Raw genomic sequence first — 25,354 nt, forward strand, 5'->3', positions numbered from 1 at the left:
GGCGTCCGGACCCACCGGGGAGCGAGGGAGACCTGATGAAGACCGGAACACGAATCGGGCTGGCGGTGGGTTTCGGCTACCTGCTGGGCCGTCGCCGCAAGTTGCGTACGGCGCTGACCCTGGCCGCGGCCGTCGCCGCCGGCCGGGCGAGCCGAGACCCGGGCGGTCTGCTCAAGCGGGGCAGCGCCGCGTTGCAGTCGTCCCCCCAACTGAGCAACCTGGGTCGGCTCGGCGGGCCGTTGGTCAACGCCGGTCGAGCCGCCGCGAATGCTGCCGCAGGCAGTGGCATCGATGCGCTCACCGGACGGCTGCGCGACTCCGCGGACACCCTGCGCCGCCGCTCGGGCGATCAGGGCGGTGCGGTCAGCTGGAACGGCGCCGACGACAACGGCGCTCGCGGGGACGGCGGCCGCAGCGCGACCGACGACGACCGCGGCGAGGCAGCGGCCGAGCAACGGCGGGGGCGGTGACCATGGCGGCGAACCCAGCAGGACTCGGAGACAAGCTGCGCGGCCAACTGGCCGACGAGGTCCGCAACCTGGCCGGTGCGATTGGCGACCGCGCGGTGAGCGTGGTGACCGAGCGGATCACCGGTGCGACCGGCCGGCTCAGCGAGTACGCGCGTCAGGGTGGCGGGCCCGGATTGATCGCCGCCGCCACCGGCGCGCAGAAGTTGGCCGAGGGCGGCTCACCGTTGAAGGCGATGGTGCATGCCGGTGTGGCCGGCGGTAAGGAGAAGGTGATGTCGGCTCTCGGCCGCGCGGGCGGCAAGGGCGGCGCCAAGAAGAAGGTCACCAACATCGTCGAGACGATCGAGGTCGGTGTGCCGGTACGGGCCGCCTACAACCAGTGGACGCAGTTCGGCGACTTTCCCAGCTTCATGAAGAAGGTCGAGCAGGCCGAGAACGATTCGGACGAGAAGATGACCTGGAAGGCGCAGGTCTTCTGGTCGCACCGGACCTGGGAGTCGACGATCGTCCGTCAGGTGCCGGACAAGCTCATTCACTGGCGCTCCAAGGGTGGGAAGGGCTCGGTCGACGGCACCGTCAGCTTCCACGAGATCACCCCGGACCTGACCCGCATCCTCGTGGTGCTGGAGTACCACCCCCAGGGACTCTTCGAGCACACCGGCAACCTGTGGCGCGCCCAGGGCCGGCGGGTGCGGCTGGAGTTGAAGCACTTCGTCCGGCACGTGATGACCGAGGTGGCGCTCGACCCGGACCAGGTCGAGGGCTGGCGCGGCGAGATCCGTGACTCGCAGGTGGTCAAGGACCACGAGACCGGCCTGCGCGAGGAGCAGGAACAGCGCGAACGGGGTCAGGAGCGGCGCGGCGGCACGCGGGTCGAACCGGAGGTCGATGAGTTCGCCGAGGAGCCGCGCCGCCGGCCCGCCGGGCGGCTGCGCCAACGGCCGCCCCGTCGACCGGCCGAGCCGGAGTACGACGAGGAGTACGAGGCATACGAGGACGGCTACGACGAGGGGTACGCCGACGAGCCCGACGAGGAGCCGCCGCCACCCCGTCGCCGGGCGCCGGACCGGGCCCGGGGGACCCAGCCGCGTGAGGAGCCGCAGCGGCCCCGGCCGCCCGTCCGACGTGGAACGGAGCAGCCGCGCCGCCCGGTCGTGCGTCGCCGCCGGGAGGAGGACGAGTGACGCTGGTACCGGGCGATGACGCCGTCGGCGGCGCCCTCGAACGGGTGGGTTCCGCCGGCGGCCTCGCCGACGTGGTGGAGACCGTGCTCGACAAGGGCGTGGTGATCGACGCGCAGGTGACGGTCGGAGTCGTCGGTATCCCCCTGGTGGAGATCAACGCCAGGGTGGTGGTGGCGAGCATCGAGACGTATCTCCGGTTCGCCGAGGCGGTCGAGCGGCTGGACATCGCCCCGGACGAGGACGGAGGGCTGTCCGGTCTCCTCGGTGGTGTCACCGGCGCGGTGCGGGACGTCACCGGGTCGGTCGGAGACCTCAGCGGCAACGTACGGGACCTGGGGAGGGGCTGACATGGCGGACGAGACGGGCCTCTTCGTCTACGGGCTGGTGCCGGCCGACGTGGAGGCGACGCCCGACGCCGCCGGGGTCGGCGACCCGCCCGGTGAGGTGACGGTGATCCGGCACGGGGATGTTGCCGCCCTGGTCAGCGCGGTGCCGCTGGACGGGCCGCTCGGCCGGTCGGCGGACCTGCGGGCGTACCAGAACCTGCTGGACGGGACGGCCGCGGTGGCGCCGGTGCTGCCGGTGCGGTTCGGCACCGTGGTCACCGGCCCGGACGCGGTGCTCGACCTGCTGCGGCCGCACCACGACCGGTTCGCCGCCGCGCTGGCCGAGTTCGAGGGCCGGGTGCAGTACGTCGTGCACGGGCGCTTCGACGAGCGGACGTTGCTGCGCGGCATCCTCGACGAGAACCCGGCGGCGGCCAGGCTCGCCGAGCAGGTGCGTGGCCGGGCCGAGGCGGCCACCCGTGAGCCGCGAATCCGGCTGGGGGAGTTGATCAGTCAGGCGGTGGAGCTGCGCCGTGAGGCGGAGAACCGCACGTTGCTCGACGCCTCGGCCGAGTTCGTCGTCTCCACGCAACTGCGGCCGCCCAGTCACGAGATGGACGCCGCCCATGTGGCCCTGCTGGTGGACACCGACCGTGAGGCCGCGCTGGTGGACGCGCTGGAGGAGTACGCGCAGGACCGCCGGGGCCTGCTGAGGTTGCGGCTGCTCGGGCCGCTCGCCCCGTACGACTTCGTCGCCGCGCACCAGCTGGCGGGGTGACCAGTGGACCTGCTCTGGGCGCTGCTGACCCTGCCGTACGCGCCGGTGCGCGGGCTGACCGCGGTGGTCGGGGTGATTGCCCGGGAAGCCGAGTCGCGGCAGCGGAACCCGGTCAACGTCCGTCGCGAGCTGGAGGAGTTGGACGCCGCCGTAATGGCCGGCGAACTCAGCGACGAGGAACGCGACCGGGCGGAGCAGCGGGTGCTGGACCGGCTGACCGGGGGTGCGGGCCGGGCCGAGCGATCACGCCCGGCGCGGCGCGGCCCGGCCCGCCAGGAAGGAGTGCGCCATGACCGACGACGCCCGGGCCCGGCGGCGTGACCCGGCCGCCGAGGGTTACCCCGACGACGAGTACGTGCAGCCGGTGTCGGCGGCCGAGGCGGCCCGGGCTGGGCTCCGGCAACTGGTCGAGCTGACCGGCCGCGAGCCGTCCGTCGCCGCGTCGGTGGAGGCCACCGAGGACGGCTGGCTGGTCGGGGTGGAGGTCGTGGAGGCGCGCCGGATCCCCAACTCGATCGACCTGCTCGGCCTCTACGAAGTGGAGCTGGACATCGAGGGAAACCTGCTCGGCTATCGACGGGTGCGGCGCTACCAACGTGGGAAGGGTGAGGTGGGCTGAGATGACCGCTGCACAGCCACCGTCGGTGGTGCAGAACTCCGGCCAGGTCCTGCCCGCCGGCCACGAGCCGGCCAACCTGGGCGACATCCTGGAGCGGGTGCTCGACCGGGGCATCGTCATCGCCGGCGACATCCGGGTCAGTCTGCTCGACATCGAGCTGCTGACCCTGAAGCTGCGTCTGGTGATCGCATCGGTCGACACCGCGCGCCAGATCGGCATCGACTGGTGGGAGCACGACCCATGGCTCAGCTCGCGGGCTCGTCCCCCTCTTGAGCCGGGTCCTCGTGACCCCGAGCAGGTCGAAGTGGAGCGGCGGTCCCGGAGGGCGGCTCGGGCCCGCCGCCGCGACGCCGAAATGGAGGAGTGGGATGACATCGACGGCTGAGGTGACCGCCGACCGGCCCGCCCCGGCCGCCGGGGCCTGGCTGCACGGCGTGGTCCGCGACGCCGAGCCGGCGACCCTGGCAGCGATTGGCGGGATGGACGGCGGACCGGTCCGCGCGGTGTCCGCCGCCGGACTCGTCGCGGTGGTCAGCACCGCACCGCTGGACGAGTACGGCGAACAGCCACTACGCCGCAACCTGGAGGATCTGGCCTGGCTGGAGCGGGCCGCCCGGGCACACCATGCGGTGGTCGAGGCGCTGGCCCGGCGAGGTCCGGTGGTGCCGGCCCGGCTCGCCACCGTGCACACCGACGACGAGCGGGTGGCCGGCTCTCTCACCGTCCGTCGTGCCGAACTGCTCGCCGCCCTGGACCGGCTGACCGGTCGCGGCGAGTGGGGCGTCAAGGGCTACCTGGTCCGGGAAACGGCCACCGACAGCGCCGAGACGGCCGGGGGCGGCGGGGTGGGGACGGCTTATCTGCGCCGTCGGCGTGCCCAGTTGACCGCCCGGGAGGAACGCCAGCAGGTGGTGAGCGCTGCCGCGGACACGGTGCACGATGCCCTGTGCGAGCTTGCGGTGGCGGGCCGGCGGCACGCGCCGCAGGACCGGCGGTTGTCAGGTGCTTCCACCCCAATGGTGCTCAACGGGGCGTACCTGGTCGACGTGGCGGCGCTGCCCCGCTTCACCGAGCTGGTCGGCGTGTTGGGTGACCGGCATCCGGGTCTCCACCTGGAGCTGACCGGGCCGTGGCCGGCCTACTCCTTCGTCGCGGAACGGCCGGAGCCCGCGTTCACCGTACGGGAGCCGGGGTGACCACCTCGCTCGCGCCCAACAGCGCTGACGACCCGTTCGCGTACCGGCCGGTCGCCCTGGTGGACCTGCTCGACCGGGTGCTTGCCACCGGCGTGGTGATCAGCGGGGACATCACGCTGGCCATCGCCGACGTGGACCTGGTCCGGATCTCGCTGCGTGCGCTTGTCGCGTCGGTCGGCACGCTGACCCAGCCGCAGGATGCCGGATGACCGGCCGGGACGAGGCGGCGGAGCTGGCGGCCGCGCTGGGCTCGGAGTCGTGGCAGCCGCCGCGGGTGACTCCGCTGGACCGCCGGATCGCCGTGGACCGGGACTCGGTCGAGCGAGGGCTGGCGAGCCTGGTGCTGACGGTCGTCGAGTTGTTGCGGCAGCTCATGGAGCGGCAGGCGCTGCGTCGGGTGGATCTCGGTGACCTCACCGAGGAGCAGGTGGAGCGCATCGGAGTGACGCTGATGGCCCTGGAGGAGCAGATGATCGGCCTACGCGAACACTTCGGGCTGGCGCCGGAGGACCTGAACCTGGACCTCGGTCCGCTCGGTCCGCTCCTCCCTTAGGAACATCCCGGGCGCGACGAAAGGTCGTGCTGGTCTGATCACGTGCGGCCGGCGGCGTACGCGGCCAGGCCGGCGACCTGGGCCGGGTCCAGCGACGGTCGTACCCGGGCCCGTGCGGTCGCCACGTGCTCGGCGGTGACCGTGGCGGCGGCGAGCGACTCCCGCATCGCGGCCAGCGCCGCCTCGCGGATCAGCGCCGCGCAGTCCGCGGCGGAGAAGCCGGTCAGCTCGTCACCGAGAGCGGGCAGGTCGACGTCCGGTGCCAGCGGCACCTGCCGGGACGCGGCCCGCAGGATCTCCGCGCGGGCGGGTCCGTCCGGCGGCGGCACGTAGACCAGCCGCTCCAACCGACCCGGCCGCAGCAGCGCCGGGTCGACCAGGTCCGGCCGGTTCGTCGCACCGACCACCACCACGTTGCGAAGCGTCTCCACCCCGTCCAGCTCGGTGAGCAGGGCGGCGACCACCCGGTCCGTGGTGCCCCCGTCGGTGGCCTGGCCGCGTACCGGCGCCAGCGCGTCCACCTCGTCCAGGAAGATCAGCGTGGGGGCCGCCTCACGGGCCCGACGGAACAGCTCGCGGACCGCGCGTTCGCTCTCACCGACCCACTTGGAGAGCAGTTCGGCCCCCTTGACCGACAGCACGTTGGCCCGCCCCGACCCGGCCAGTGCGGTGACCAGATAGGTCTTGCCGCAGCCGGGCGGCCCGTAGAGCAGCACGCCGCGCGGCGGCTGCACGCCGAGCCGGGCGAAGGTGTCCGGGTAGGTCAACGGCCACAGCACCGACTCGGTCAGCGTCTGCTTGACCTCGTCCAGGCCGCCCACGTCGTCCAGGGTCACCGAGGCCAGATCCAGTGTGGACGCCGCCATCGTGGTGGGCCGGACCACCTCCCGGGCGGCGGTGAAGTCGGCCATCGACACCGTCGGCGTCTCGGCGGACTTCTGCCGCAGCGCCGCGCGTACCCCGGCCTCCCGGACCAGCGCGGCCAGGTCCGCGGCGACGAACCCGGGGGTGCGCGCGGCCACCTCGTCCAGCCGGACGTCGTCGGCCAGCGGCACCTGCCGGGTCAGCACGGTGAGCTGTTCGCGGCGCAGCGCCTGATCCGGGAGCGGGACGCTGATCCGCAGCGACAGCAGGTCGGGGGCGCGCAGTGCCGGGTCGACCGCCTCCGGCCGGCCGGAGGTGCAGACCACGGCGACGCCGGCGCGGATGCTCTCCGCGAGCACCTGACGGAACACCGTCGCCACCGGAGGGGGATCGTCCGCGGGGGCGAGCGCCTCGACGTCGGTGACCAGCAGCACCGCTGGCCCTTCGGCCCGGGCCGCCGATGCCGCGACGCGTAACCGCTCGGCGGCGGCCTGACTGGCCAGCGCGGCCACCTCCGGCGCCCACAGCGGGTGGACGCGGGCACCGACCCGGGCGGCCACGGCCCGGACCAGCGCCGACTTCCCGGATCCCGCCGGGCCGACCAGCAACACCCCCAACGAGATGGTGGTGCCGAGCCGGCCCAGCACCTCCCGGTGGTGGAAACCGAGGTCCAGTAGCTCGGTCAGCTCCTCGGCCTGGGCCCGCAGCCCGGGCAGCTCGTCCACGTCGGGCGCGTCCTCAGTCGAAACGGCGTCGGCGCTCGTACCCGGCCCTGTCGACGCGGCACCGACCGGGGCGGGCCCGCCGTGGGTCGTCGCACCGTGCTCCCAGGCGACCGATGTGCCCATGGTGACCAGCGCGCCGGCCGCCGGCTCGACGGTGACCACGCTGAGCAGGGTGCTGGTCCAGGCGAAGCCGACGGTGTTGGCGAGGCTGCGCCGCGCCGCCTCGACCAGGCTGCGGACCGAGGCGTCCGGCAGCACGTCCTGCGGCAGCAGCGACACGTCGTCCCCGGCGGTGAGCACCTTGCCCAGCAGGGCGAGCCGGAGCATCTCCGGGCTGACCGCCGCGATGACCCCCACCGGCCCGGCCAGGACGACCCGGCTCGCCGAGACCAACGGCACCGGGCTCACCCGCACCTGACCGCCGTCGCGCAGACCCAGGTTGCCCAACGTCAGGTCGTCGGCGTACAGCAGGGCGCTGCTCGCGCCCGGCCCGGCCGCCGCCGCGATCCCGGCCGTCTCCCGGCGGCCGGCAAGGCGGACCGGGTCGCCGGGGCGCAGCCCCAGCGCTGTCAGCGCCTCCGGGTGCAGGCGCACGATGCCCCGTCGGGCGTCCAGCGCCGCCGGCCGCAGGCTCGCCGTCAAGGTCAGGTCGGGTTGCGCCACTGCCCGACCGTAGCCGCCGGCAGCCAGCCCCGCCGGTCAGCGGCGCGGATCCAGCTCGTCCAACAGCGTCGGGTCGCGTCGGATCAGCTCGGCCAACCGGGCCGCCGGGTCCGGGGCCAACCCGTCCGGACCGGGTGCCCAGGCGGGCACCGTCCGGCCGGAGAGCGGCCAGGCCGGCGGGGGCTCCACCGGCGTCGGCGGGGGAACCGGTCCGACCGTGACGGCAGGCCCGTTCCAGGAGACCCGCATCGGGTACGTCCGCCCGGCGTGCTCCACCTGCACGGTCACCGCCAGCCCGGGGTAGGCCCCGACGACCTGGCGGATCGCCTCGGCCACCTCCTCGACCGGCCCCCATCCGGCCACCTCGTTCGGAGTCTCCACCCCCGCGTGCCGGCCCGACCGGGCGTTGCGGGTGTCGCCGCCGAGCCCGGGCGGGCTCGACGGTGCGGTGGTGTCGTCACGGTCGGCGGCCCGACGGCGTGACGCCTCCTCACGTCGGGCCAGCCGGGCCAGCGTCTCGTCCAGGTCGCCCCTCACCAGATCACCTCTTCCCGCCACGGCCGGAGCTGGTCGGCTCAGGCCTTCCTGTCCCGGGTAGCGCGGTCCAGCGCGCGGTCCAGGACGACCAGTAGTGCGTCCCGCACCGAGAGCCGGTCGCGGGCATCGAACTGCACCAGAGGTACATGATCACCGATGGCCAGCGCCCAACGGATCTCGCCGAGTTCCAGGGCCAGTCGCCCGTCGAAGGCGTTGACCCCGACGACGAACGGCAGCCCCGCCCGCTCGAAGAAGTCGATGGCCGGGAAGCAGTCGTCGAGCCGGGCGCTGTCCACCACCACCAGCGCGCCGAGCGCTCCCCGGGCCAGGTCGTCCCACATGAAGCCGAACCGGGTCTGCCCCGGCGTGCCGAACAGGTAGAGCTTCAGGCTGCGGTCGATCGTCACGCAGCCGAAATCCATCGCCACCGTGGTGGTGGTCTTGGTGGACCGGGCACCCGGGTCGTCCACGCCGATCCCGGCGGTGGTCATCTCGGCCTCGGTGGTCAGGGGCGCGATCTCGGAGATCGCACCCACGGTGGTGGTCTTGCCCACCCCGAACCCACCGGCCACCAGGATCTTGACCGGGATCGGCGGTGTGGCCGGCTTACCGGCCGAAGGGATCGACCCCGCACCGGACGAGGGCCGGTACGGAGGCGGTGCGGCCGGCGGTGGGCTCGCCCGCCCGACTATCGGCCCGGTGCCCGGGGACATGCCGTAACGGGCGGCGGCGCTGTTCGCGGCGACCCCGCCGAGCGGGGCGACAGGCCATTCAGGAGATCGCACGGAGTCCATCAATCACTCGCAGGATGAGATCGGGGTCGACAGCGTCGTCGGTGTCGGTCACGTGCACGTCCAGGTGCCCGGCGGCGCGTAGATCGCCGACCAGGACCCGCGTCACGCCGAAGTGCAGTCGGGCGCGGGCCGAGATCTCGGCCACCGAGATCGGCTCGGCGCAGAGCGCGATGATGGTCTGAAGTTCCGGTGCCAGCAGGGCGCCGGGTGGGCCGGCCCACCAGCCGCTGTCCACCCGGACGGTCACCTGGGTCTCCAGCCCGATCGCCGGGTCGGCACCCGCAACCCGCCCGGAGGTGAGCACGAACGGACGGGGACCGGCCGGTTGGTCCCCGTCCGGCTCCGGCTCGGGCAGCGCCGGTGTCGCCGCCGCGCTCACCCCGGTCGGGGGTGACGTGCGCAGGTACGGGCGGATCCGAACCCTCGGGTCCGGATCCGGATCCTCGCCGGCGACGTCGGGGGTCACTGCTGAACGGCGTTCTTCAACTCGACGATCAGTCGCGGGGTCAGGGCGCCACCGGCCCGCCCGGCGAAGAGCGTCATCTCGTACGCGACGGTGCCCAGGTTCGCCGAACGGTCGGCGACCACCCCGAGCACGGAACCGCTGCTGATCGCGCTGATCAGCAGGTAGCCGTCGGCCATGTCGACGATCACCCGGTTCAGGCCGCCGAGGGCGTACCAACTGGCGGCCCCACCGGCGAGGCTGGTCATTCCGGACACGACGGCGGCCAACCGCTCCGCGTTGGACCGGTCCTTGATCGCCGACATGGCCATCAGCAGACCGTCCGAGGAGACCGCGATCGCCTCCAGGACCCCGGCCGTGCTGGACGTGAAGGAGTCCAGCAGCCAGTTGAACGTACGGGCCTCCGGGCTGAGGTCCCCATTGGTGCTGGGCTGACTCTGGTCGACATTGTCGTGCAGGAAGGGGCTGGTCACCGTGATGATCCTTCTTCGTTCCGGTGGTCGGGGCTGACTTCGCGGAGAGCGCGGGCGACGCCCGCCTCGAACTCGCTGATGAGGTCGCGGACCTCGGCCGGGTCACCGAGGTGGGTGCTGGGCGGTTGGCAGACCGGGATGGCGGTGAGGTTCGCTCCCGGCACCCGCCGACTCAACCGGGGCCGCTCCGGCGCGGCATCGGTCGAGCCACCACCACGCGGCACCGTGGGGCCGGCGCCTCCCGGGGTGCTGGGCAGGTCGACGGTCGCGCCCAAGTCCACCACGCCCGCCCCGGCGGCGGCGGACGGGTCGCTGGCCGTCCGCGCCGTCGTGCCGTCGAGGCCCGGCGCCGCATGCAGCTCGGCGCGGCGTACACCGGCTTGGAAGGCCTCGACCAGCGCGCGGGCGGCGGCGGGGTCCGCGCCGGTGGCGTCCACCGGCCGGGTCGTCGGGGCGGTGGCGTGCAGCGTCGCTCCGGGAACACGCTGCCGCACCCGTGGCCCGCCCGGCTTGCCCACCGGTTCGGGGCTCTGGGGTTCGGGAACGGCCTGCTCCGGCTGGCCCCGACCGAACGCGTTCCAGGACGGGCCGGCGTCCAGGCTGCGGGTGGCCCGGCTCAGCAGGTCCGAGTCGAAGCGGGCCGGCACGGCGACGGCCACCGCGCTGGGCAGCGCTTCCTGCTCGGGGTTGGGCGTCGCCGTCGTACGCCGGTCCCGGTCCGGCACCGCGGCGCGGGCCACGGTGGCCCCGGCGCGGTCGGCGCGGCGCAGCACCAGCGACGTCGACGGGATCTCCAGCTGTGCGGTCACCCCTCCGCCGCCGGTGGCGGCCAGGGCAACCTGCCAGCCGTGCCGGCGGGCCAACCGGCCCACCACGAAGAGACCGAGCACCTCGGTCGGGGCCAGGTCGAGTCGTTCCCGGCGGGTCAACCGGGCGTTCTCCTCAGCCAGGCGTTGCTCGCTCATGCCGATGCCGTGGTCCACCACGGTGATCCGCGCGCCGAGGCCGGACGTCTCGGCGGCCACCAGCACCCTGGTGTGCGGCGGGGAGAAGACGGTGGCGTTCTCCATCAGCTCGGCCAGCGCCAGGACGAGGTCACCGACCACCGCCGGCGCGGCCGAGACGCCCGCTGGCACCTGCACCTCCACCCGGGTGTAGTCCTCGATCTCACCGAGCGCCAACCGGACCACGTCGGCCAGCGGCACCGGCGCGGTGTGCGCGTCGGCCCCAGCCGAGCCGGAGAGCACCACGAGGCTGCCGGCGTTGCGCCGCAACCGGCTGGAGATGTGGTCGAGGCGGTACAGGTGCTCCAGGCGGCCCGGGTCGGCCTCCTGCTGCTCCAACCGGTCGATCAGCGCGATCTGCCGACCCACCAGGTTCTGGGTACGCCGTCCGACGTGGCCGAACATCTGCGCCACGTTGCGTCGGCCGGCGACCTGCCGCTCGACCAGTTGCGCTGCGGTGTTCTGCACCCGGTCGAAGGCCCGCGCCAGGTCGCCGATCTCGTCGTTGGCGCGGATGTCCACCGGCTCCAGCCGGACCGCTTGCGGTCTCTCCGCCTCGTCGTCGGTGACCCGGACCAGCTCCGCCTCGGCGACCCGGGCGACCCGGTCGGCCGAGCGGGTGAGTCGGGTCAGCGGTCGGGCCACCGTCCGCGCCACCGCCACGCTGAGCAGCACCACCAGCATCAGGATCAACGCCGCCGCGGCACCGACCAGGTACGCGGCGGTCAGCGCCCGCCGCTGCTCGGCCGTCACCTCGGCGAGCACGTCGGCGACCAGCTTCTTCTCGACGAACTGACCGAGCCGGATCATCGTGCGGACGGCCGGGAAGAGCGCCTCCATCGGCACGTCGCGGACCGCGGCGGCCGGATCCCGGGCGCTCCTGACCAGGAAGTCCGGGCTGGTACGCGCGGCCACGGCGGCGTCGTTGAGCTGGGCCACAGTGAGCTGCTCGGGCGTGATCAGGCTGCGGAAGCGCGAGTTGTCGACCATGAGCGCGGCGATGCATGCCACGTACCCGGCGGTGGTGTCCGGGGTGCCGATCGCCTTGACCAGCAGGCTCAGGGTGGCGCAGGTGCCCAGGCCCTCGTCGGCGCGGAGCAGCCCGTCGAGGGCGAGCACCTGACGGCCCGGCAGCGTGTCGGTGTCCACCCCGACCACCAGCCGCAGCGACTCGATGATCCCCTTGTTGACCGGGCCGAACGCGTCCATCACCTGACCCGGGTTGGCGGCCCGGGCCAGGACGGCAGTGCGCAGGTCGATGAGGCCGGACACGCCGTCGAGGGCGCGGTCGACCTGGTCGGTCAGCGCGTCGCTCCGCGCCGCCCGCAGGTCGGCCACCCGGTCGTCCACGTCGGCGGACTTACGGACCAGCTCACTGCGTTCGACCCGGCCGAGCAGGAAGCCGACGGAGAGGATGCGTTCCTGCTGGAGGTCCTGGACCAGGCTGCCGACCCGGCTGGCGAGCCGGACCCGTTCGGCGGTGTCGCCGGCCCGCTGTGCCGCGGCGACCCGGTCGAGCATCACCGGCACGGCCAGGCCGACCATGCTGAGCAGCGGAATCACCACGAGCAGCGCGAGCTTGCCGCGGATCCGGAGCCTACCGAGCAGCATCGAACGCCCCCCACTGTGCGGTCTCCGGGTCACGGGCCGCGCCGACCGGTTGCAGCGCGCGCGGCTCGTCGGCCGGCGGTTGCCACGGGTCGCGGTGTGGCGGGGTGTCGGGACTCTCCGCGTGGGTCGCGGCCAGGGCGGCCCGACGCTGGGCCCGGCGAGCGGCGGCGACCAGCAACGCGGCCAGCCAGCCCAACAACAGGACGGCGACGACACCCGCCCCGGCGGTCAGCCAGCGGTCCCGGTCGAGCCGGTCGATGCGCTCGGCCAGCACCGCGTCCAGTTCGGTGAGGATGACCGGCTGAAGTTGGCGGGCGGAGCGGTGCGAGTTGAGCGCCGCGGCACTCAACTGGCCCGGGCTGACCACGCCGGTGTCCTTGCCCGGCAGGGAGTACGCGGCAAGCGCCTCCACCGAACGCTGGTAGGTGTCCAGTGGGGTCAGCACGTTGGCACCGAGGTCGGTGCTCTCCGAACCGTCCACCGCCGAACGAAGATTGTCGACGAGATCGGCGGCGGGGGCCAGGGCGGACACCCGCAGGCCGGTCAGTTCCAGCAGGCCGCGCGGTTGCTCCGCGGCCGGCCGGCGGGAGACCAACGTGGCCAGGTCGGCCAGCCTGCCGGCGGCCACCACCGCCTCAGGCAGTTCCTGGCCGGCGCTGTCCTGGAGGAAGAACGAGTCGGCCTCGGGGTCGCGGACCAGCCCGGAGCTCTCCCGGACCTTCCGGTGCAGGGCCAGCAGCAGGTCGGAGACTTCGCCGTAAGCGGTGAAGGCGGCCTCGGGGTCGGTGGCGCTGCGGCCGCGCAGCGCCTCCAGCTTGGCCCGCACGCCGGCCCAGCGTTCCTGGCTGAGCAGTTCCCCACCGATGCGGGCGTCCACCTCGGCGACCCTCTCGACCGCTCCGTTCAACGCCTCCCGGGCGACGGGGCGGCCGTTGACCGCGTTGGACTGGGCCTCCACGAGGGCGTCGGTGACCGCCGCCAGAGCGGTGAGGTACTGCACGCCGAGCCGTTCCCGGGCGGCGAGGTCCCGATCGTCGGTGACCTGCCGCCAGTTCGACGTGACGAGCAGGCCCAACGGTGCCAGCAGCGCTCCGATGAGCAGCAGGGGCAGCAGCCGGCCCAGCGTGGACGGCCGTCGACGGGCCCGCGGCGCGGGGACTGTCATGTGTGTCTCCTCCGGCGTGGGGCGCTGATCGGCGCGGCGTCGGGCTGGCCGACAAGTCCCGTGCACCGGACCGGAAAACTAATCGAACCCCCGCCTGGGCAGACCTAACTCGGTCAGTCAGGTTCGCGTCACTTCGAGCCATGTCACCATTTGTCCGCGTTACCGGCACGCTCTGTGTCAGCTGTGGGTGTGACATGGAGGGATCGAGGTGGATATCCGCGGAAGATCGGAATTCACGGGATCCGAACTCAACTCACTGTGCCGCGTCGATCGATGCGCGCTCGCACCCCACAGCGCACCGATCGGGGCAACCGGACGGACGTACGGCGGATCTCAGCCAACGCTCAGGCTGCGGGCCGTACCGTGTGCCGCATGACATCGCCGTCGCCGGCCGCGTGGTTCCGGCGTGCCCTTCCCACCCGCCGCCGGGCGATCGCCGCCGCGGCGGCCGTCGTGCTGCTGGCCGCCGCCGTGACCTGGGCGGTGTGGCCTCAGGGACCGGGCGTACGCACCGAGAGCGCGATGCTCACCGTCCGTTCCGGACCGTCCGGTGACCAACCGGTGAACCTGGACACCACCCTCTACCTGCCCGACGACGCCTCGTCCGGTCGGAAGGTGCCGGCGGTGCTCCTGGCGCACGGGTTCGGCGGCACGAAGGAGTCGGTGCGCTCCGACGCGGAGGAGTTCGCCGGGCGCGGCTACGCGGTGCTCACCTGGACCGCGCGGGGCTTCGGCCGCAGCGGTGGTGAGATCCACCTGGACAACCCGGACTACGAGGTACGCGACGCCGAGCGGCTGCTGGACTGGCTGGCCGCGCGGCCGGAGGTGCGCACCGACGCCGCCGGCGACCCGAAGGTCGGTGTGGTCGGCGGCTCGTACGGCGGTGGGCTGGCGTTGCTGTTGGCCGCCCAGGACCGTCGGGTCGACGCGATCGTGCCCATGATCACGTGGAACGACCTGTCCCGCGCGTTCCTGCCGGAGAGCACCGGCGGAGCGCCGACCGAGGGTGTGTTCAAGAAGGGCTGGGCCGGCCTCTTCTTCGGCGGGGGCGGCAACGTGGGCTCCGGCCCGGCCGGGCTCTCCGGAGCGACCGCCGCCCAGCCGCAGGGCGCACCGGCGTCGGCCGGCCCGCCCAGCCCCGGGCCGGGTGCCGGCCCCGGCACCGGTCCCGGTGGCGCCCCGGCCGGTGCCGCGGACCCGTCCTGCGGCCGGTTCGCCGCCGACGTCTGCGCCGCGTACCTCCGGATCGCCACCACCGGCCGCGCCGACCAGGCCGCCGTGGACCTGCTGCGCCGGTCCAGCCCAGCCGGTGTGCTGGACCGGATCAAGGCTCCCACCCTGCTGGTGCAGGGCGAGGCGGACACCCTCTTTCCGCTCGGTGAGGCGGACGCGAACGCCCGCGGCATCGCCGCCACCGGCACTCCGGTACGGGTCGCCTGGTTCACCGGCGGGCACGACGGTGGCAGTGGACCCCGCTCGGACTCCGACCGGGTGAAGTTCCTGACCGTCCAGTGGCTCGACCACTACGTCAAGGGTGAGGGCGACCCGCCCGGCGACGACTTCACCTGGTCGCGCATCGCCGGCTTCGACGCGCTCGACCGGGGTCTCGTCGCCACGGGTTTCCGCCGCGCCGACTACCCCGGTCTCACCGGCAACGCCCGCCGGGAGGTGACGGTCGCCGGCCCGGCACAGCCGATCGCGAACCCGCCGAACGGCAACCCGGCCGCCATCTCCTCGATCCCGTTCGCGGGCGGGCTCGCCTCGCTGCTGGACGGCGTGGCCGGTGACGTGCCCGGCCAGCACGCCCAGTTCGAGTCCGCCCCGCTGACCGAGGCCGTGGACGTGGCCGGTGCGCCCACCGTCACGGTGCGGGCCGCGTCGCCGACCGGCGAGGCGGTGCTCTTCGTGAAGCTCTACGACGTCGACCCGGAGGGGGCGGCCACCCTGCCGAACGGCCTGGTCGCCCCGATCCGGCTCACCGGCCTACCGCAGCAGGTGCAGGACGCCCGCCCGGTCACCGTGACGCTGCCCGGGATCGTCCGCCGGGTGGAGGCCGGGCACCGGCTGCGGCTGGTGGTGGCCACTTCCGACCAGGCGTACACCACTCCCGCCGCGCCGACCGTCTACACGGTGGCCGCGGACGGTGCGGTCAGCCTGCCCACTGTCAGCGGTGAGCCGATCCCCACCGCGGCGACGATCTGGCGCTGGGTGCTCGCCGGCCTGCTCGCCGCCATCGTGATCGGGCTCGTCGTGGTCGTCGCCCTGGTTCGCCGCCGGCACCGCCGCCAGGACCGGTCGGTGCACCCGGAGTACGCGGACACCCCGCTGGCCGTGCGCGCGCTGCGCAAGGAGTACGCGGACGGCTTCGTCGCCGTGTCGAACGTGGACTTCGAGGTGCACCCCGGTCAGGTCGTGGGTCTGCTCGGGCCGAACGGTGCCGGCAAGACCACCACCCTGCGGGTGCTGATGGGGCTGACCCAGCCGACCGCCGGGGAGATCTACGTCTTCGGTCGTCGGCTGGTGCCCGGTTCGCCGGTGCTGTCCCGGATCGGGGCGCTGGTGGAGGGGCCTGGCTTCCTGCCGCACCTGTCGGGTCTGGACAACCTGAAGGCGTACTGGCGGGCCACCGGGCGGCCGTGGGAGGACGCACAGTTCGACGCGGCGCTGGAGATCGCCGGGTTGGGTGACTCGGTGCACCGGAGGATCAAGAACTACAGCCACGGGATGCGCCAGCGGCTCGCCATCGCCCAGGCCATGCTCGGTCTCCCCGAACTGCTGGTGTTGGACGAGCCGACCGACGGGCTCGACCCGCCGCAGATCGCCGAGATGCGCCGGGTGCTCCAGCGGTACGCCACGGACGGCCGGGCGGTGCTGGTCTCCAGTCACCTGCTGGCCGAGGTGGAGCAGACGTGCACGCACGCGGTGGTGGTGAACAAGGGCCGGATCGTGGCGTCCGGGCCGGTGGAGGAGATCGTGGGCGAGTCGCCGAGCGTGCTCTTCGACGTCACCGACCCGGTGGCGGCGCGGGCGGTCCTGGACCGGCTGCACGGGGTCCGTGTGTTGCCGGAGAGCGACGGCCAACTGGTGGTCGACACCAACGGCACGGCCCGCAGCGAGGTGGTGGCGGAGCTGGTGCGCGCCGGCATCGGGGTGGACCGGGTGGTGCCCCGGCGGCGCCTGGAGGACGCGTTCCTCGCCCTGGTGGGCGAGAACTCTCGGGGAAGCGGTGACCGGTGATGGTTGTTACTGACGCGGGTGAGGCCCGTGGCTACCGGCCGTCGGCCACCATGCCGTTCGTGGCGGAGTTCCGTCGGCAGGCGTCCCGGCGGCGGACCCAGTTGGCGCTCGGGTTCATGGTGCTGCTGCCGCTGATCATCCTGATCGCGTTCCAGTTCGACTCGGGCGGCGACGACGACAACGGTCGCAACGAGTTCGCCAGCCTGGTCGAGCTGGCCACCTCGGGCGGGCTCAACTTCACCCTGTTCTCGATCTTCGTGTCGGCATCGTTCCTGCTGGTGGTGGTCGTCGCGCTGTTCTGCGGCGACACGGTGGCCAGCGAGGCGAGCTGGGGCAGCCTGCGGTATCTGCTGGCGATCCCGGTGCCCCGGGCGCGGTTGTTGACGGTGAAGCTGGTGGTCGCGCTCGCGTACTCGGGACTGGCTCTGTTGCTGTTGGCCGGCACCGCGTTGCTGGCCGGCACCCTGCGCTATGGCTGGTCGCCGCTGCGCAGCACTGTCGCCGCCGAGTTGGAACCCACCGAGGGGTTGCTCCGGTTGCTGGCCGTGCTGGGCTACCTGGCGGTCGTACTGCTGGTGGTGGCCGGCCTGGCGTTCCTGCTGTCGGTGATCACGGACGCCGCGCTGGGCGCGGTGGGTGGTGCGGTTCTGCTCTGGATCCTGTCCAGCATCCTGGACCAGATCACCGCCCTGGGCGCGCTGCGCGACTTCCTGCCCACCCATTTCAGCACCGCCTGGCTGGGTCTGCTGTCGACTCCGGTGCAGACCGACGATGTGGTGCGCGGCTGCATCTCGGCGATCAGCTACGCGACGCTGTTCTGGGGGTTGGCGTTCTGGCGCTTCACCCGCAAGGACATCACGTCGTAGCGGGTCGGCTCACAGCCGGCTGTCGGGCGGGCTCACCGACGACGGCACCGCGCTCGGCGCCGGCGGCGGGGCCGGCCGGGTCGGCACCGGCGTGGACGGGTCGGCCTTCTTCCAGGCGCTGACGCCGATCCGGCCGGTGTTGCCGAGGTCGATCGGCCCGTCCGGGTCGACCTCGTCGGCCGGCTGCCCGGCGGCGGGCGCCACCGTCAGGAACTCGCCGTTGGTGGCCACCACTGTCGAGTCGGTGACCAGGTTGCGCCAGAGCACCACGGCGGTGGCCCGCTCCCCGGCGGCGAGGATGACCTGCCGGGGTGGTTGGTCGAAGCCCGAGGTGATCTCCTTGGCGCCGTTGACCACCCGCAGCATGATCGGCTCGCGCGCTTCGTCGAACACGTGCAGCACCGGGTACCCGTTGAGCTGGTAGGGGTGCTCGCCGCAGTTGACCAGCTCCAGGCCGAGGGCGCGCAGGCCCATCGCGGCGTCCCCGCCGGTCGACCGGATCCGAACGCCGCTCGTCGGGCACTCGGCGGGCGGCTGGGTGCCGACGGTCGGGTCCGCTTGCGCCCTCGGCCCGGGCGGTGGCTGGCTCGGATCTCCGGACTGGCCGCGATGGTCGGGAGTGCAGCCGCCGAGCACGAGAGTCATCGCGACCGTCGCGGTGATGCGTCGCCGTGCTGCCGTGTCGCGGGTGATCATCTGTTGATCCTCGCCCACCTGGGCAACACGCCGCCGTCCGGCCCCGGCCTCGCCGGCTCTTCCTGCGCCGGTGGGCAACCTCTCCTGCTGCGCCTTTGGAGCTGAATCGTTTGCGGCATCACCCGGGGGAGGGTGTGGGCGTCCTCGTTCACACCGTTTTCACGAGGGATTATCCCACCAGCAAGGAACTTATGACTTTCGATGTCTCCATGCCTCAGGATCGACGAGACTCATCCACTCTCTTCGATGGAGGTGCCATGAACGTCTCTCGGCTCGGCGGGCCGACCCTGTCCCTGTTCCGCATCGTGATCGGCCTGCTGTTCACGTTGCACGGACTGTCCTCGGTATTCGGGTTGTTCGGCGGCAACCCGATGACTGGCAAGGCGGTACCGCTCGGCACCTGGCCGGGCTGGTGGGCCGCCCTGATCCAGCTGGTCTGCGGCGTACTGGTGCTGGTCGGGCTCTTCGCCCGACCCGCCGCGCTGCTCGCCTCCGGCTCGATGGCGTACGCCTACTTCGTGGTGCACCAGCCGGATGCTCTGCTGCCGCTGCACAACGGAGGTGAGCGGGCGGCGCTCTTCTGCTGGGCGTTCCTGCTGGTCGCGGCTCTCGGCCCGGGTGCCTGGGCACTCGACACGCTGCTCGCCCGGCGTCGCACCGACGCCCTCTCGGCATCGGCTTCGACGGCCGAGCCCGACGCGGTGTCCGTCTGACCGCACCCGAACCACGCGTCGCCGAAGCCTCGACGAGGCGGCTTCGGCGACGTGCCCGGGTCGGCCGACGGGCGGGGGGTGAGGCGGGGTCAGGCCGGCGGGCGCTCGGTGAGGACCGCGTCCAGCAGGCCGGGGTAGAGCTTGTCCAGCTCGTCCCGTCGGAGCCGGACCAGTCGGCTGGTGCCGGCGGCCCGGGTCCGGGTCAGCCCCGCCTCGCGCAGCACCTTGAGGTGGTGGCTACGGGTCGCCTTGGAGACGCCGAAGTCGAAACTGCCGCAGGCGGACTCGCCGCCCTCGGCGAGCGCCCGGACGATCTGTAGCCGCACGTCGTCGGCGAGTGCGGCCAACACGCTGGTGACCGGTACGGCGGTCAGGTCGGGCTCGTGCGGCTCCATGTGACCAGTGTAACCCTTGTTCGACAACTATCGAACGACGCCCTATGGTCGGTGTCGTTGGTTCGACGATACTCGAACATTGGAGTTGCCGATGCGATCCCGCGCCACTGCGTACCCACTGGTCGCCGTGCTCGGCTGGGGCGTGATGTTCCCGATCCTGGCCAGCGCGCTCGACCGGGTCGACCCGCTCAACCTGACCACCGCGCGCTACCTGCTGGCCGCCGTCGTACTGGTCGCCATCCTGCTGCTCCGCGAGGGTGTCGGCGCGCTGCGGCACGGTGGCCGGGCGCTGGAGGTGGTGGTGCTCGGAGTGGTCGGCTTCGCCGGCTTCAACCTGCTCACCAACCTGGCGCTCGAACACGCCGCCCCGCAGCAGATCTCCCTCTTCGTGGCCACCACTCCGGTGATCACCCAGTTGGTCCGCTGGGCCCGCGACGGCGTACGCCCGAAGCCGCTGCTGCTGGCCCTCTCCCTGGTCGCGCTCCTCGGCGTCGGTCTGGTGATCACGCGCGGCAGTCTGGCCGGGCTCGGCCAGTTCGGCCTCGGCGGGCTCATGATGATCGGCGCGGTGCTGGGCTGGGGCATCTACACGCACGGCGCCAGCCGGTTCGGCGAGTGGTCGCCGCTGCGCTTCACCACCCTGACCGCGCTCGCCGGCACGGCCGCGATGCTCGTCCTGAGCGTCGGCGCCGACGCCGTGGGCTGGCAGCACGCGCCGGCCGCCGCCGACCTCGTGGCGGTCTCCCCGCAACTGGCGTACGCCGTGCTGGTGGGTGCCGTGATCGCGGTCCTGGCCTGGAACACCGGCGTGCAGCGACTCGGTGCCGCCAACGCCGCGCTGTTCATGAACCTGGTCCCGGTGACCACCTTCGCGGTGCAGATCGCCCGCGGCTACCGCCCGGAGCCCGTCGAACTGGTCGGGGCCGCCATCACGATCGCCGCCCTGATCGCCGCGAACCTCGCCGCCCGGCCCCGGACCACGTCGCTGCCCCGGCCGAGCGCGGTGACGGACCCGGTCGCGGTGACCGACCCGGTGGCGGTGAGCGCCCGCTGAACCGCCGACCCGGGCGGCGGCAGCAGGGGCACCTCCAGTGGTCCATCCGTGGCAGGATGAACCGCCAGGACCAGCCGTTTCCATCGATCCGTCGATGCCCGGTGAGGGGGCCGTTGTGACGTCGCTCGAAACCGAGGCCATGCGCAAGGCGGGCCAGGCGATCAGCGCGGACGCGAAGTCATTCGCCGACACGGTGCTGCCCAGGATCGCCTCGTTGACACTGCCGCGGGACGCCTTCCCGATGTTCGCCTGGAACCTGCCCGACGACTACGAGCGTGTCCGGCAGGGCGTGGACGACGTCGCCGCGGCGCTCCAGAAGACGATGGACTCGATCGGCACCGCACTGACCACCATCGCCACCCACTACGAGGAGCAGGAGCGGGTGCGGGGCGAGAACTTCACATACCAGGATTGAACGGAGCCGCGATGTCCGACTCCTCGCTCTACTCCGACCGCCTCGACGGCGACACCACCGAAAACCTGTGGGTCCTGGTCGGCATCCTCGGCACCGCGCTCGCAGCGGCCGTCTGGCCCACCGGCGGCGGCCCGGCGGTGGTGGCCGGCCTCACCGCACTTGTCGAGATCAACATCCGCACGCCGGACCCGTGGGACAAGGGTTCCGAGGCGTGGAACGACATGAGCGATGTGTTCGAGCAGTGCAAGGCGGGGCTGACCCGGGCGCGTGGTGACGTCGACACCTACTGGGCCGATCAGGGCGCCGAGGCGTTCAAGGCCTTCCTGGAAACGCGCATCGAGCCCGCACTCGACGCGATCGCACAGGCAGCGAGCAACGTACGGAACATGTGCGACGACATGTGGTGGGGTCTGACGACGAACCTGGTCAGCTACATCAGTGTCACCGGCGCGGCGTTGGTGGCGGCCGGTGTGGCCTACGCCTCCGGCCCCTACACGCCGGCCGTGCAGTGGGCGATCGTCGGGGCGTGGGCGGCGTTCGCCATCACGACGCTGACCGCCGTGCTGACCTTCGTGCAGCAGGTCTGGACGGCGGGGCGTGACGTCGGCGACGCCTTCAGCGTTCTGGAGAACATGTTCACAAGCGACAGTGACCGGATCGACACCACGAGTCTGGAGTTGCCCGAGCAGGTCCGGGTTCGCATCGCCGAGCCGAAGGGGTGGGTGAAGGAATGAGCGACGTACCAGCCTTCGAACGCGCGGCGCGCGAGGCGGAACGCGCGGCCCTGACCGGCGGGTCGCTGCGAGCGATGACCGAACAGCTCAACGGGGTCCTCGCCCGGATCACCGAGGCGCAGGAGGCGGTCTACGAGGGCACCGACGACACGGGCACAGTGGTGGTCAGGGCCACCGGCGCCGGCCGGGTCGAAGACGTCTACCTCAGCCCGCAGGCGGTCCGCGACCTCGACGCGCAGGCCCTCGGGGCGGCGTGCGTGACCGCCGTGGGTGACGCGCGGATGCGCGCCGCCCAGGCCCTGACCGCAACGATCGCCGAGGTCTCCGGGCAACCCGCTGCGGTCGACGTTCCCGCGCCGGTCCCGCAGACGTACGATCCCGCGCCGGCCGCCGAGGCCCTGCGCACCGCCGCCCGGAGGGCCCGATGAACCCCGATGCCCTGCGGGCGATCCGCCGTGACATCGCTGCCGCCATGGAGTCGGCGGCGGATTTCGTCGAGCGACCGGCGGGCGAGCAGTACCAGGCCGCGGCCGGCGACGGCGCGGTGATCGCGACCGTCGGGGTGGGCGGTCAACTGCTCGACGTACGGATCACGCCGCAGGCCCGCCGCGCCGTGGACAACCTCACCCTCGGCGAGCACGTCCGCGATGCGATTCGAGCCGCCGAGGCCGAAGCCGAGCAGGCCCGCACGGCCCTGCTCGGGTCGCTGACCATCGGCGGCCGCTCGGTCGCCGAGATCCTGGCCAACCCGGGGGCCGCGATGCCCGGCACCGACCGACCGCGGCGGCAGCGATGACGCCCCCGCAGCGCGCCGTGGTCACCATGGTGTCCGTCCTGGTCGCGCTTCTCGTCGTGGCGGGTGCGGTCTGGCTGCTCGCCGGCAGCGGACGGCCCACGGGCGGCGCCATCGCGACCGCCGGCTGGGTTCTCGTGGCCGTACTGGCCGTCTTCGGGGCCGTGGCGTTCTACCTCGGGCGTCGACGCCGGCGCTGACCAGCAGCGCGCCGCCGGCCGGGATGCCGGCGGTCGGCTCACACCGTGGGATCTGCGGTAGCAACGACCGACAGCGTTGTCCTAGACTCGACGGCACAACTGAATACCTCATCCAGAGGGGCTGAGGGATACGGCCCGACGACGCCCCGGCAACCACCCTGCGCGCTCACCGCTGAGCGACCCGCGGGGCAGGTGCCAATTCCGTCCCCGCCGCACCGTGCGATGCGGGGAAAGATGAGAGGACTCTCGACATGACGTCGACGCTCGTCGCCTCCGGCATCGACACCTCTGCCAGCCCCGCCCGCGCCCTGGTCTGCCGTGCCTGTTCGGCCCGCTACCCGCTCGCCGCGCAGCACGCCTGTTACGAGTGTTTCGGCCCGCTGGAAGTCGACTACGACACCGCCGCACTGGCCACCGTCACCCGCGAGCAGATCGAGGCCGGCCCGAACAACATCTGGCGGTACGCCGCCCTGCTCCCCGCCGGCCAGGACCCGGCCAGCCGGGTCACCCTCGACCCGGGGCTGACCCCACTGGTGGCGGCCCCGCACCTCGCCGCCGAGCTGGGCATCACCGCGCCGCTCTGGGTCAAGGACGACAGCGCCAACCCCACCCACTCGTTCAAGGACCGGGTCGTCTCGGTGGCGCTCACCGCCGCCAAGGCGCTCGGGTTCAGCCGGTTCGCCTGCGCGTCGACCGGCAACCTGGCCAACTCGGTGGCCGCCCACGCCGCCCGCGCCGGGGTGCCCTCGGTGGTCTTCATCCCCAGCGACCTGGAGCAGGGCAAGGTCATCACCACCGCCGTCTACGGCGGCGAACTGGTCGCCATCGACGGCTCGTACGACGATGTCAACCGGCTCTGCGGCGAGCTGGTGGAGACCGACGAATTCGAGGACACCGCGTTCGTCAACGTGAACGTCCGGCCGTACTACGCGGAGGGCTCCAAGACCCTCGGCTACGAGGTGGCCGAGCAGCTCGGCTGGCGGATCCCGGCACAGGTGGTCATCCCGATGGCCAGCGGCGAGCTGCTCACCAAGATCGACAAGGCGTTCTCCGAGCTGGTGGAGATCGGCCTGGTCGAGGCGCCCGCCGACGGCTGGAAGGTCTTCGGCGCGCAGTCCGCCGGCTGCAACCCGATCGCCGTGGCCCTGCACGCCGAGACCGACACGATCGTCCCGGTCAAGCCCACCGGCATCGCCAAGTCGCTCAACATCGGCGACCCGGCGGCCGGCCTCTACGCCCTGGAGGCGGTCCGCCGGACCGGCGGCTGGATGGAGTACGCCGACGACGACGAGATCCGCGCGGGCATTCGCGATCTGGCCCGTACCACCGGGGTCTTCGCCGAAACCGCGGGTGGGGTCACCGTGGCCGTGCTGCGCAAGCTGGTCGAGTCCGGTCGGCTCGACCCGACGGCCGAGACCGTCGTGTTCAACACCGGCGAGGGTCTGAAGACCATCGACGCGGTGGCCGGCCAGGTCGGGCCGACCCACCACATCAAGCCCTCGCTGCGGGCCGCCCGCGACGCCGGCCTCCTCGGCTGACGGGCTCGCTCGGACCGAGGCGCGAGTCGATCACTCGGTAACTGGGTTTTCGCTGTGAGTGTGGAAAACCCGCCGCTACGGACTTGACGGCAGGAACCGGACGGCGCAAGATGCTCCGTGCGGGAGGGCATTTCGCCGAAGACTTTTGAAGTTCTTGCGACCCAACGCCGGAGGCGTTGTGCGAGTGTCCCTCCCGACCACGTTCGATCGGGCCAGCGAGTAATTCGCTGGCCCGATCGCTTTTGTACGGTGCACGCTCACCGGCATGAGCATCACCATCGCGTCGTTCGACGGCGCCGACCGGACTTCCGTCGACGAGGCGTACCGGATCGGGGTGGCGGTCAACGACGCCGATCTGCCGGACCTGCCGCCCTTCTGCCGGCGCCGCTTCGACGCGCTGTTCCACACGCCGTTGCCCGGCACCCGGACGCTCTGGGCGCTGGCCCGACTGGACGGTGTCCCGGCCGGCTTCCTGCAACTGGACCTGCCGCAGCTCGACAACACCGACAACGCCACCGTCGAGCTGAAGGTGCGTCCGGAGCTGCGGCGCCGGGGCGTCGGTCGGGCACTGCACGAGTACGGCGTACGGCTGCTGCGCGAGCACGGCCGCAAGCGGGTCGTCGGGCTGACCGTCTCCGCGTTGCCCGACGGGCCGGCCCGGAACGTGGCGGGCGCTGCGTTCGCCGCGTCGACCGGAGCCCAGGCCGCCTTGGTCGAGGTGCGTCGCCGGCTGGAGATCGCCGAGATCGACCGGGTCGCGCTCCGCGCGGCACTCGTCGAGGCCCAGCCCCGGGCCGAGGGGTACCGATCGGTGTGCTGGCAGGGCGCCACCCCGGAGGAGTATCTGACGGACATCGCCTACCTGGACGGCCGGCTGATGATGGACGCGCCGCTTGGTGACATGCAGTGGGAGCCGGAGCAGGTGGACGCCGAGCGCATCCGCGGCACCGATCGGGCCCTGGAGGCCAAGGGCCGCCGGCGGTACCACCTCGGAATGCGACACGAGGCGTCCGGCCGGCTGGTCGCCTGGACGCTGCTGGAGGTTGGCGCCTCCGCCGACTGGCACGCCTTCCAGCAGATCACCATCGTCGACCCCGCACACCGTGGGCACCGGCTCGGCCTCATCGCCAAGGCGGAGAACCTGCACCACCTGCTCACCCACGAGCCGGCGGTGCGGAGCATCGACACCATCAACGCCGCCAGCAACAGCTACATGGTGGCAATCAACGAGCAGCTCGGCTTCCGTCCGGTGGACTCCTGGACCGACTGGCAGCTCACCCTCTGAGCC

At 72.7% G+C, this 25,354-nt stretch carries 30 protein-coding genes and 1 riboswitch; of the genes, 21 read left to right on the top strand and 9 right to left on the bottom strand.

Features of this window, described 5'->3' with window-relative positions:
- Nucleotides 1-35 precede the first annotated feature (35 nt).
- From ABTW72_RS11360 to ABTW72_RS11405, 10 genes are read left to right on the top strand one after another with little or no spacing between them, the layout of a single operon-like run.
- Nucleotides 36-470, top strand: coding sequence for a hypothetical protein (locus ABTW72_RS11360; RefSeq protein WP_350857334.1), 435 nt, complete (start codon nt 36-38; stop codon nt 468-470).
- A 2-nt stretch (nt 471-472) separates the two neighbouring features.
- Nucleotides 473-1,654, top strand: coding sequence for an SRPBCC family protein (locus tag ABTW72_RS11365; protein ID WP_350857337.1), 1,182 nt, complete (start codon nt 473-475; stop codon nt 1,652-1,654).
- Nucleotides 1,651-2,001, top strand: a complete 351-nt coding sequence (gene gvpJ, locus ABTW72_RS32700; RefSeq protein WP_502892185.1) for a gas vesicle protein GvpJ — start codon at nt 1,651-1,653, stop codon at nt 1,999-2,001. Before ABTW72_RS11365 ends, gvpJ (ABTW72_RS32700) begins: the two co-directional genes overlap by 4 nt.
- 1 nt (nt 2,002) lies before the next feature.
- Complete coding sequence (locus tag ABTW72_RS11375) at nt 2,003-2,758, top strand: GvpL/GvpF family gas vesicle protein (protein WP_350857339.1); 756 nt, start codon at nt 2,003-2,005, stop codon at nt 2,756-2,758.
- Between the two features lie 3 nt (nt 2,759-2,761).
- Nucleotides 2,762-3,079: a gas vesicle protein GvpG gene (locus tag ABTW72_RS11380; protein ID WP_350857342.1), complete on the top strand. Its 318-nt coding sequence runs from the start codon at nt 2,762-2,764 to the stop codon at nt 3,077-3,079.
- A complete protein-coding gene (locus ABTW72_RS11385) occupies nt 3,048-3,377 on the top strand; it encodes a gas vesicle protein GvpO (protein WP_350857345.1) in 330 nt (109 codons plus the stop codon). Before ABTW72_RS11380 ends, ABTW72_RS11385 begins: the two co-directional genes overlap by 32 nt.
- A gap of 1 nt (nt 3,378) precedes the next feature.
- Nucleotides 3,379-3,762, top strand: coding sequence for a gas vesicle protein GvpJ (gvpJ, locus tag ABTW72_RS11390; protein WP_350857348.1), 384 nt, complete (start codon nt 3,379-3,381; stop codon nt 3,760-3,762).
- Nucleotides 3,746-4,573 (top strand): GvpL/GvpF family gas vesicle protein, encoded by an 828-nt coding sequence (locus ABTW72_RS11395; protein WP_350857351.1) that lies wholly within the window; start codon nt 3,746-3,748, stop codon nt 4,571-4,573. Before gvpJ (ABTW72_RS11390) ends, ABTW72_RS11395 begins: the two co-directional genes overlap by 17 nt.
- Nucleotides 4,570-4,782, top strand: a complete 213-nt coding sequence (locus tag ABTW72_RS11400; protein ID WP_350857354.1) for a gas vesicle protein — start codon at nt 4,570-4,572, stop codon at nt 4,780-4,782. The genes ABTW72_RS11395 and ABTW72_RS11400 overlap by 4 nt, the downstream gene beginning before the upstream one ends.
- Nucleotides 4,779-5,126: a gas vesicle protein K gene (locus ABTW72_RS11405; RefSeq protein ID WP_350857357.1), complete on the top strand. Its 348-nt coding sequence runs from the start codon at nt 4,779-4,781 to the stop codon at nt 5,124-5,126. The genes ABTW72_RS11400 and ABTW72_RS11405 overlap by 4 nt, the downstream gene beginning before the upstream one ends.
- Before the next feature lie 38 nt (nt 5,127-5,164).
- Here ABTW72_RS11405 and ABTW72_RS11410 read toward each other — a convergent pair whose 3' ends face one another.
- The 7 genes from ABTW72_RS11410 to ABTW72_RS11440 are packed head-to-tail and all read right to left on the bottom strand — an operon-like array spanning nt 5,165 to nt 13,425.
- Complete coding sequence (locus ABTW72_RS11410) at nt 5,165-7,378, bottom strand: AAA family ATPase (protein ID WP_350857360.1); 2,214 nt, start codon at nt 7,376-7,378, stop codon at nt 5,165-5,167.
- Nucleotides 7,379-7,414: 36 nt separating this feature from the next.
- Nucleotides 7,415-7,915: a hypothetical protein gene (locus ABTW72_RS11415; RefSeq protein WP_350857363.1), complete on the bottom strand. Its 501-nt coding sequence runs from the start codon at nt 7,913-7,915 to the stop codon at nt 7,415-7,417.
- A 38-nt stretch (nt 7,916-7,953) separates the two neighbouring features.
- The gene (locus ABTW72_RS11420) at nt 7,954-8,709 is read right to left on the bottom strand and encodes a GTP-binding protein (protein ID WP_350857366.1); all 756 of its coding nucleotides are present in this window, start codon (nt 8,707-8,709) and stop codon (nt 7,954-7,956) included.
- Complete coding sequence (locus tag ABTW72_RS11425) at nt 8,687-9,175, bottom strand: DUF742 domain-containing protein (protein WP_350857368.1); 489 nt, start codon at nt 9,173-9,175, stop codon at nt 8,687-8,689. The genes ABTW72_RS11420 and ABTW72_RS11425 overlap by 23 nt, the downstream gene beginning before the upstream one ends.
- Nucleotides 9,172-9,645 carry a roadblock/LC7 domain-containing protein gene (locus tag ABTW72_RS11430; RefSeq protein WP_350857371.1) on the bottom strand — a complete coding sequence of 158 codons (474 nt, stop codon included), beginning with the start codon at nt 9,643-9,645 and terminating at the stop codon, nt 9,172-9,174. Before ABTW72_RS11430 ends, ABTW72_RS11425 begins: the two co-directional genes overlap by 4 nt.
- Nucleotides 9,642-12,260, bottom strand: a complete 2,619-nt coding sequence (locus ABTW72_RS11435) for a sensor histidine kinase (RefSeq protein WP_350857374.1) — start codon at nt 12,258-12,260, stop codon at nt 9,642-9,644. Before ABTW72_RS11435 ends, ABTW72_RS11430 begins: the two co-directional genes overlap by 4 nt.
- Complete coding sequence (locus ABTW72_RS11440; protein ID WP_350857377.1) at nt 12,247-13,425, bottom strand: hypothetical protein; 1,179 nt, start codon at nt 13,423-13,425, stop codon at nt 12,247-12,249. Before ABTW72_RS11440 ends, ABTW72_RS11435 begins: the two co-directional genes overlap by 14 nt.
- A gap of 372 nt (nt 13,426-13,797) precedes the next feature.
- Here ABTW72_RS11440 and ABTW72_RS11445 point away from each other — a divergent pair, with 372 nt between their 5' ends.
- Both ABTW72_RS11445 and ABTW72_RS11450 read left to right on the top strand, forming a co-directional pair.
- Nucleotides 13,798-16,662, top strand: coding sequence for an alpha/beta fold hydrolase (locus tag ABTW72_RS11445; protein WP_350857379.1), 2,865 nt, complete (start codon nt 13,798-13,800; stop codon nt 16,660-16,662).
- Nucleotides 16,662-17,528, top strand: a complete 867-nt coding sequence (locus ABTW72_RS11450) for an ABC transporter permease (RefSeq protein WP_112582927.1) — start codon at nt 16,662-16,664, stop codon at nt 17,526-17,528. Before ABTW72_RS11445 ends, ABTW72_RS11450 begins: the two co-directional genes overlap by 1 nt.
- A gap of 9 nt (nt 17,529-17,537) precedes the next feature.
- Here the strand turns inward: ABTW72_RS11450 and ABTW72_RS11455 are convergent, their stop codons facing one another.
- Nucleotides 17,538-18,224, bottom strand: coding sequence for a DUF4232 domain-containing protein (locus ABTW72_RS11455; protein WP_350857382.1), 687 nt, complete (start codon nt 18,222-18,224; stop codon nt 17,538-17,540).
- Nucleotides 18,225-18,481: 257 nt separating this feature from the next.
- Between ABTW72_RS11455 and ABTW72_RS11460 the strand changes: the two genes are divergently transcribed.
- On the top strand, nt 18,482-18,937 hold the full coding sequence (locus tag ABTW72_RS11460; protein ID WP_350857385.1) for a DoxX family protein: 456 nt from the start codon (nt 18,482-18,484) through the stop codon (nt 18,935-18,937).
- 89 nt (nt 18,938-19,026) lie between these two features.
- On the opposite strand, the gene ABTW72_RS11465 is transcribed toward ABTW72_RS11460, so the two are convergent.
- The gene (locus tag ABTW72_RS11465; RefSeq protein ID WP_350857388.1) at nt 19,027-19,332 is read right to left on the bottom strand and encodes an ArsR/SmtB family transcription factor; all 306 of its coding nucleotides are present in this window, start codon (nt 19,330-19,332) and stop codon (nt 19,027-19,029) included.
- A 91-nt stretch (nt 19,333-19,423) separates the two neighbouring features.
- On the opposite strand from ABTW72_RS11465, the gene ABTW72_RS11470 reads away from it, so the two are divergent.
- The 8 genes from ABTW72_RS11470 to ABTW72_RS11505 all read left to right on the top strand — a co-directional run bounded on the left by ABTW72_RS11470 (nt 19,424) and on the right by ABTW72_RS11505 (nt 25,351).
- On the top strand, nt 19,424-20,386 hold the full coding sequence (locus tag ABTW72_RS11470; RefSeq protein WP_350857391.1) for a DMT family transporter: 963 nt from the start codon (nt 19,424-19,426) through the stop codon (nt 20,384-20,386).
- Nucleotides 20,387-20,501: 115 nt separating this feature from the next.
- On the top strand, nt 20,502-20,801 hold the full coding sequence (locus ABTW72_RS11475) for a hypothetical protein (protein WP_238660350.1): 300 nt from the start codon (nt 20,502-20,504) through the stop codon (nt 20,799-20,801).
- 11 nt (nt 20,802-20,812) lie between these two features.
- On the top strand, nt 20,813-21,535 hold the full coding sequence (locus tag ABTW72_RS11480; RefSeq protein WP_350857394.1) for a hypothetical protein: 723 nt from the start codon (nt 20,813-20,815) through the stop codon (nt 21,533-21,535).
- The gene (locus ABTW72_RS11485; RefSeq protein ID WP_350857397.1) at nt 21,532-21,963 is read left to right on the top strand and encodes a YbaB/EbfC family nucleoid-associated protein; all 432 of its coding nucleotides are present in this window, start codon (nt 21,532-21,534) and stop codon (nt 21,961-21,963) included. Before ABTW72_RS11480 ends, ABTW72_RS11485 begins: the two co-directional genes overlap by 4 nt.
- Nucleotides 21,960-22,331, top strand: a complete 372-nt coding sequence (locus tag ABTW72_RS11490; protein WP_350857400.1) for a YbaB/EbfC family nucleoid-associated protein — start codon at nt 21,960-21,962, stop codon at nt 22,329-22,331. Before ABTW72_RS11485 ends, ABTW72_RS11490 begins: the two co-directional genes overlap by 4 nt.
- Nucleotides 22,328-22,528 (top strand): hypothetical protein, encoded by a 201-nt coding sequence (locus ABTW72_RS11495; protein ID WP_350857402.1) that lies wholly within the window; start codon nt 22,328-22,330, stop codon nt 22,526-22,528. The genes ABTW72_RS11490 and ABTW72_RS11495 overlap by 4 nt, the downstream gene beginning before the upstream one ends.
- Nucleotides 22,529-22,633: 105 nt before the next feature.
- Nucleotides 22,634-22,769, top strand: a riboswitch (SAM riboswitch).
- 10 nt (nt 22,770-22,779) lie between these two features.
- Nucleotides 22,780-24,066, top strand: a complete 1,287-nt coding sequence (thrC, locus tag ABTW72_RS11500) for a threonine synthase (protein WP_350857405.1) — start codon at nt 22,780-22,782, stop codon at nt 24,064-24,066.
- Between the two features lie 265 nt (nt 24,067-24,331).
- Nucleotides 24,332-25,351, top strand: coding sequence for a GNAT family N-acetyltransferase (locus ABTW72_RS11505; protein WP_112582933.1), 1,020 nt, complete (start codon nt 24,332-24,334; stop codon nt 25,349-25,351).
- Nucleotides 25,352-25,354 lie beyond the last annotated feature (3 nt).

The sequence above is a fragment of the Micromonospora sp. NPDC127501 genome (genome assembly GCF_040302185.1).
GTDB lineage: Bacteria > Actinomycetota > Actinomycetes > Mycobacteriales > Micromonosporaceae > Micromonospora.

Coding starts and splice junctions, on each gene's coding strand:
- ABTW72_RS11360 (WP_350857334.1), top strand. CDS start 36: ATGAAGACCGGAACACGAATCGGGCTGGCGGTGGGTTTCGGCTACCTG.
- ABTW72_RS11365 (WP_350857337.1), top strand. CDS start 473: ATGGCGGCGAACCCAGCAGGACTCGGAGACAAGCTGCGCGGCCAACTG.
- ABTW72_RS11375 (WP_350857339.1), top strand. CDS start 2,003: ATGGCGGACGAGACGGGCCTCTTCGTCTACGGGCTGGTGCCGGCCGAC.
- ABTW72_RS11385 (WP_350857345.1), top strand. CDS start 3,048: ATGACCGACGACGCCCGGGCCCGGCGGCGTGACCCGGCCGCCGAGGGT.
- gvpJ (WP_350857348.1), top strand. CDS start 3,379: ATGACCGCTGCACAGCCACCGTCGGTGGTGCAGAACTCCGGCCAGGTC.
- ABTW72_RS11395 (WP_350857351.1), top strand. CDS start 3,746: ATGACATCGACGGCTGAGGTGACCGCCGACCGGCCCGCCCCGGCCGCC.
- ABTW72_RS11405 (WP_350857357.1), top strand. CDS start 4,779: ATGACCGGCCGGGACGAGGCGGCGGAGCTGGCGGCCGCGCTGGGCTCG.
- ABTW72_RS11420 (WP_350857366.1), bottom strand. CDS start 8,709: ATGGACTCCGTGCGATCTCCTGAATGGCCTGTCGCCCCGCTCGGCGGG.
- ABTW72_RS11435 (WP_350857374.1), bottom strand. CDS start 12,260: ATGCTGCTCGGTAGGCTCCGGATCCGCGGCAAGCTCGCGCTGCTCGTG.
- ABTW72_RS11440 (WP_350857377.1), bottom strand. CDS start 13,425: ATGACAGTCCCCGCGCCGCGGGCCCGTCGACGGCCGTCCACGCTGGGC.
- ABTW72_RS11445 (WP_350857379.1), top strand. CDS start 13,798: ATGACATCGCCGTCGCCGGCCGCGTGGTTCCGGCGTGCCCTTCCCACC.
- ABTW72_RS11450 (WP_112582927.1), top strand. CDS start 16,662: ATGGTTGTTACTGACGCGGGTGAGGCCCGTGGCTACCGGCCGTCGGCC.
- ABTW72_RS11455 (WP_350857382.1), bottom strand. CDS start 18,224: ATGATCACCCGCGACACGGCAGCACGGCGACGCATCACCGCGACGGTC.
- ABTW72_RS11460 (WP_350857385.1), top strand. CDS start 18,482: ATGAACGTCTCTCGGCTCGGCGGGCCGACCCTGTCCCTGTTCCGCATC.
- ABTW72_RS11465 (WP_350857388.1), bottom strand. CDS start 19,332: ATGGAGCCGCACGAGCCCGACCTGACCGCCGTACCGGTCACCAGCGTG.
- ABTW72_RS11470 (WP_350857391.1), top strand. CDS start 19,424: ATGCGATCCCGCGCCACTGCGTACCCACTGGTCGCCGTGCTCGGCTGG.
- ABTW72_RS11480 (WP_350857394.1), top strand. CDS start 20,813: ATGTCCGACTCCTCGCTCTACTCCGACCGCCTCGACGGCGACACCACC.
- ABTW72_RS11485 (WP_350857397.1), top strand. CDS start 21,532: ATGAGCGACGTACCAGCCTTCGAACGCGCGGCGCGCGAGGCGGAACGC.
- ABTW72_RS11490 (WP_350857400.1), top strand. CDS start 21,960: ATGAACCCCGATGCCCTGCGGGCGATCCGCCGTGACATCGCTGCCGCC.
- ABTW72_RS11495 (WP_350857402.1), top strand. CDS start 22,328: ATGACGCCCCCGCAGCGCGCCGTGGTCACCATGGTGTCCGTCCTGGTC.
- thrC (WP_350857405.1), top strand. CDS start 22,780: ATGACGTCGACGCTCGTCGCCTCCGGCATCGACACCTCTGCCAGCCCC.
- ABTW72_RS11505 (WP_112582933.1), top strand. CDS start 24,332: ATGAGCATCACCATCGCGTCGTTCGACGGCGCCGACCGGACTTCCGTC.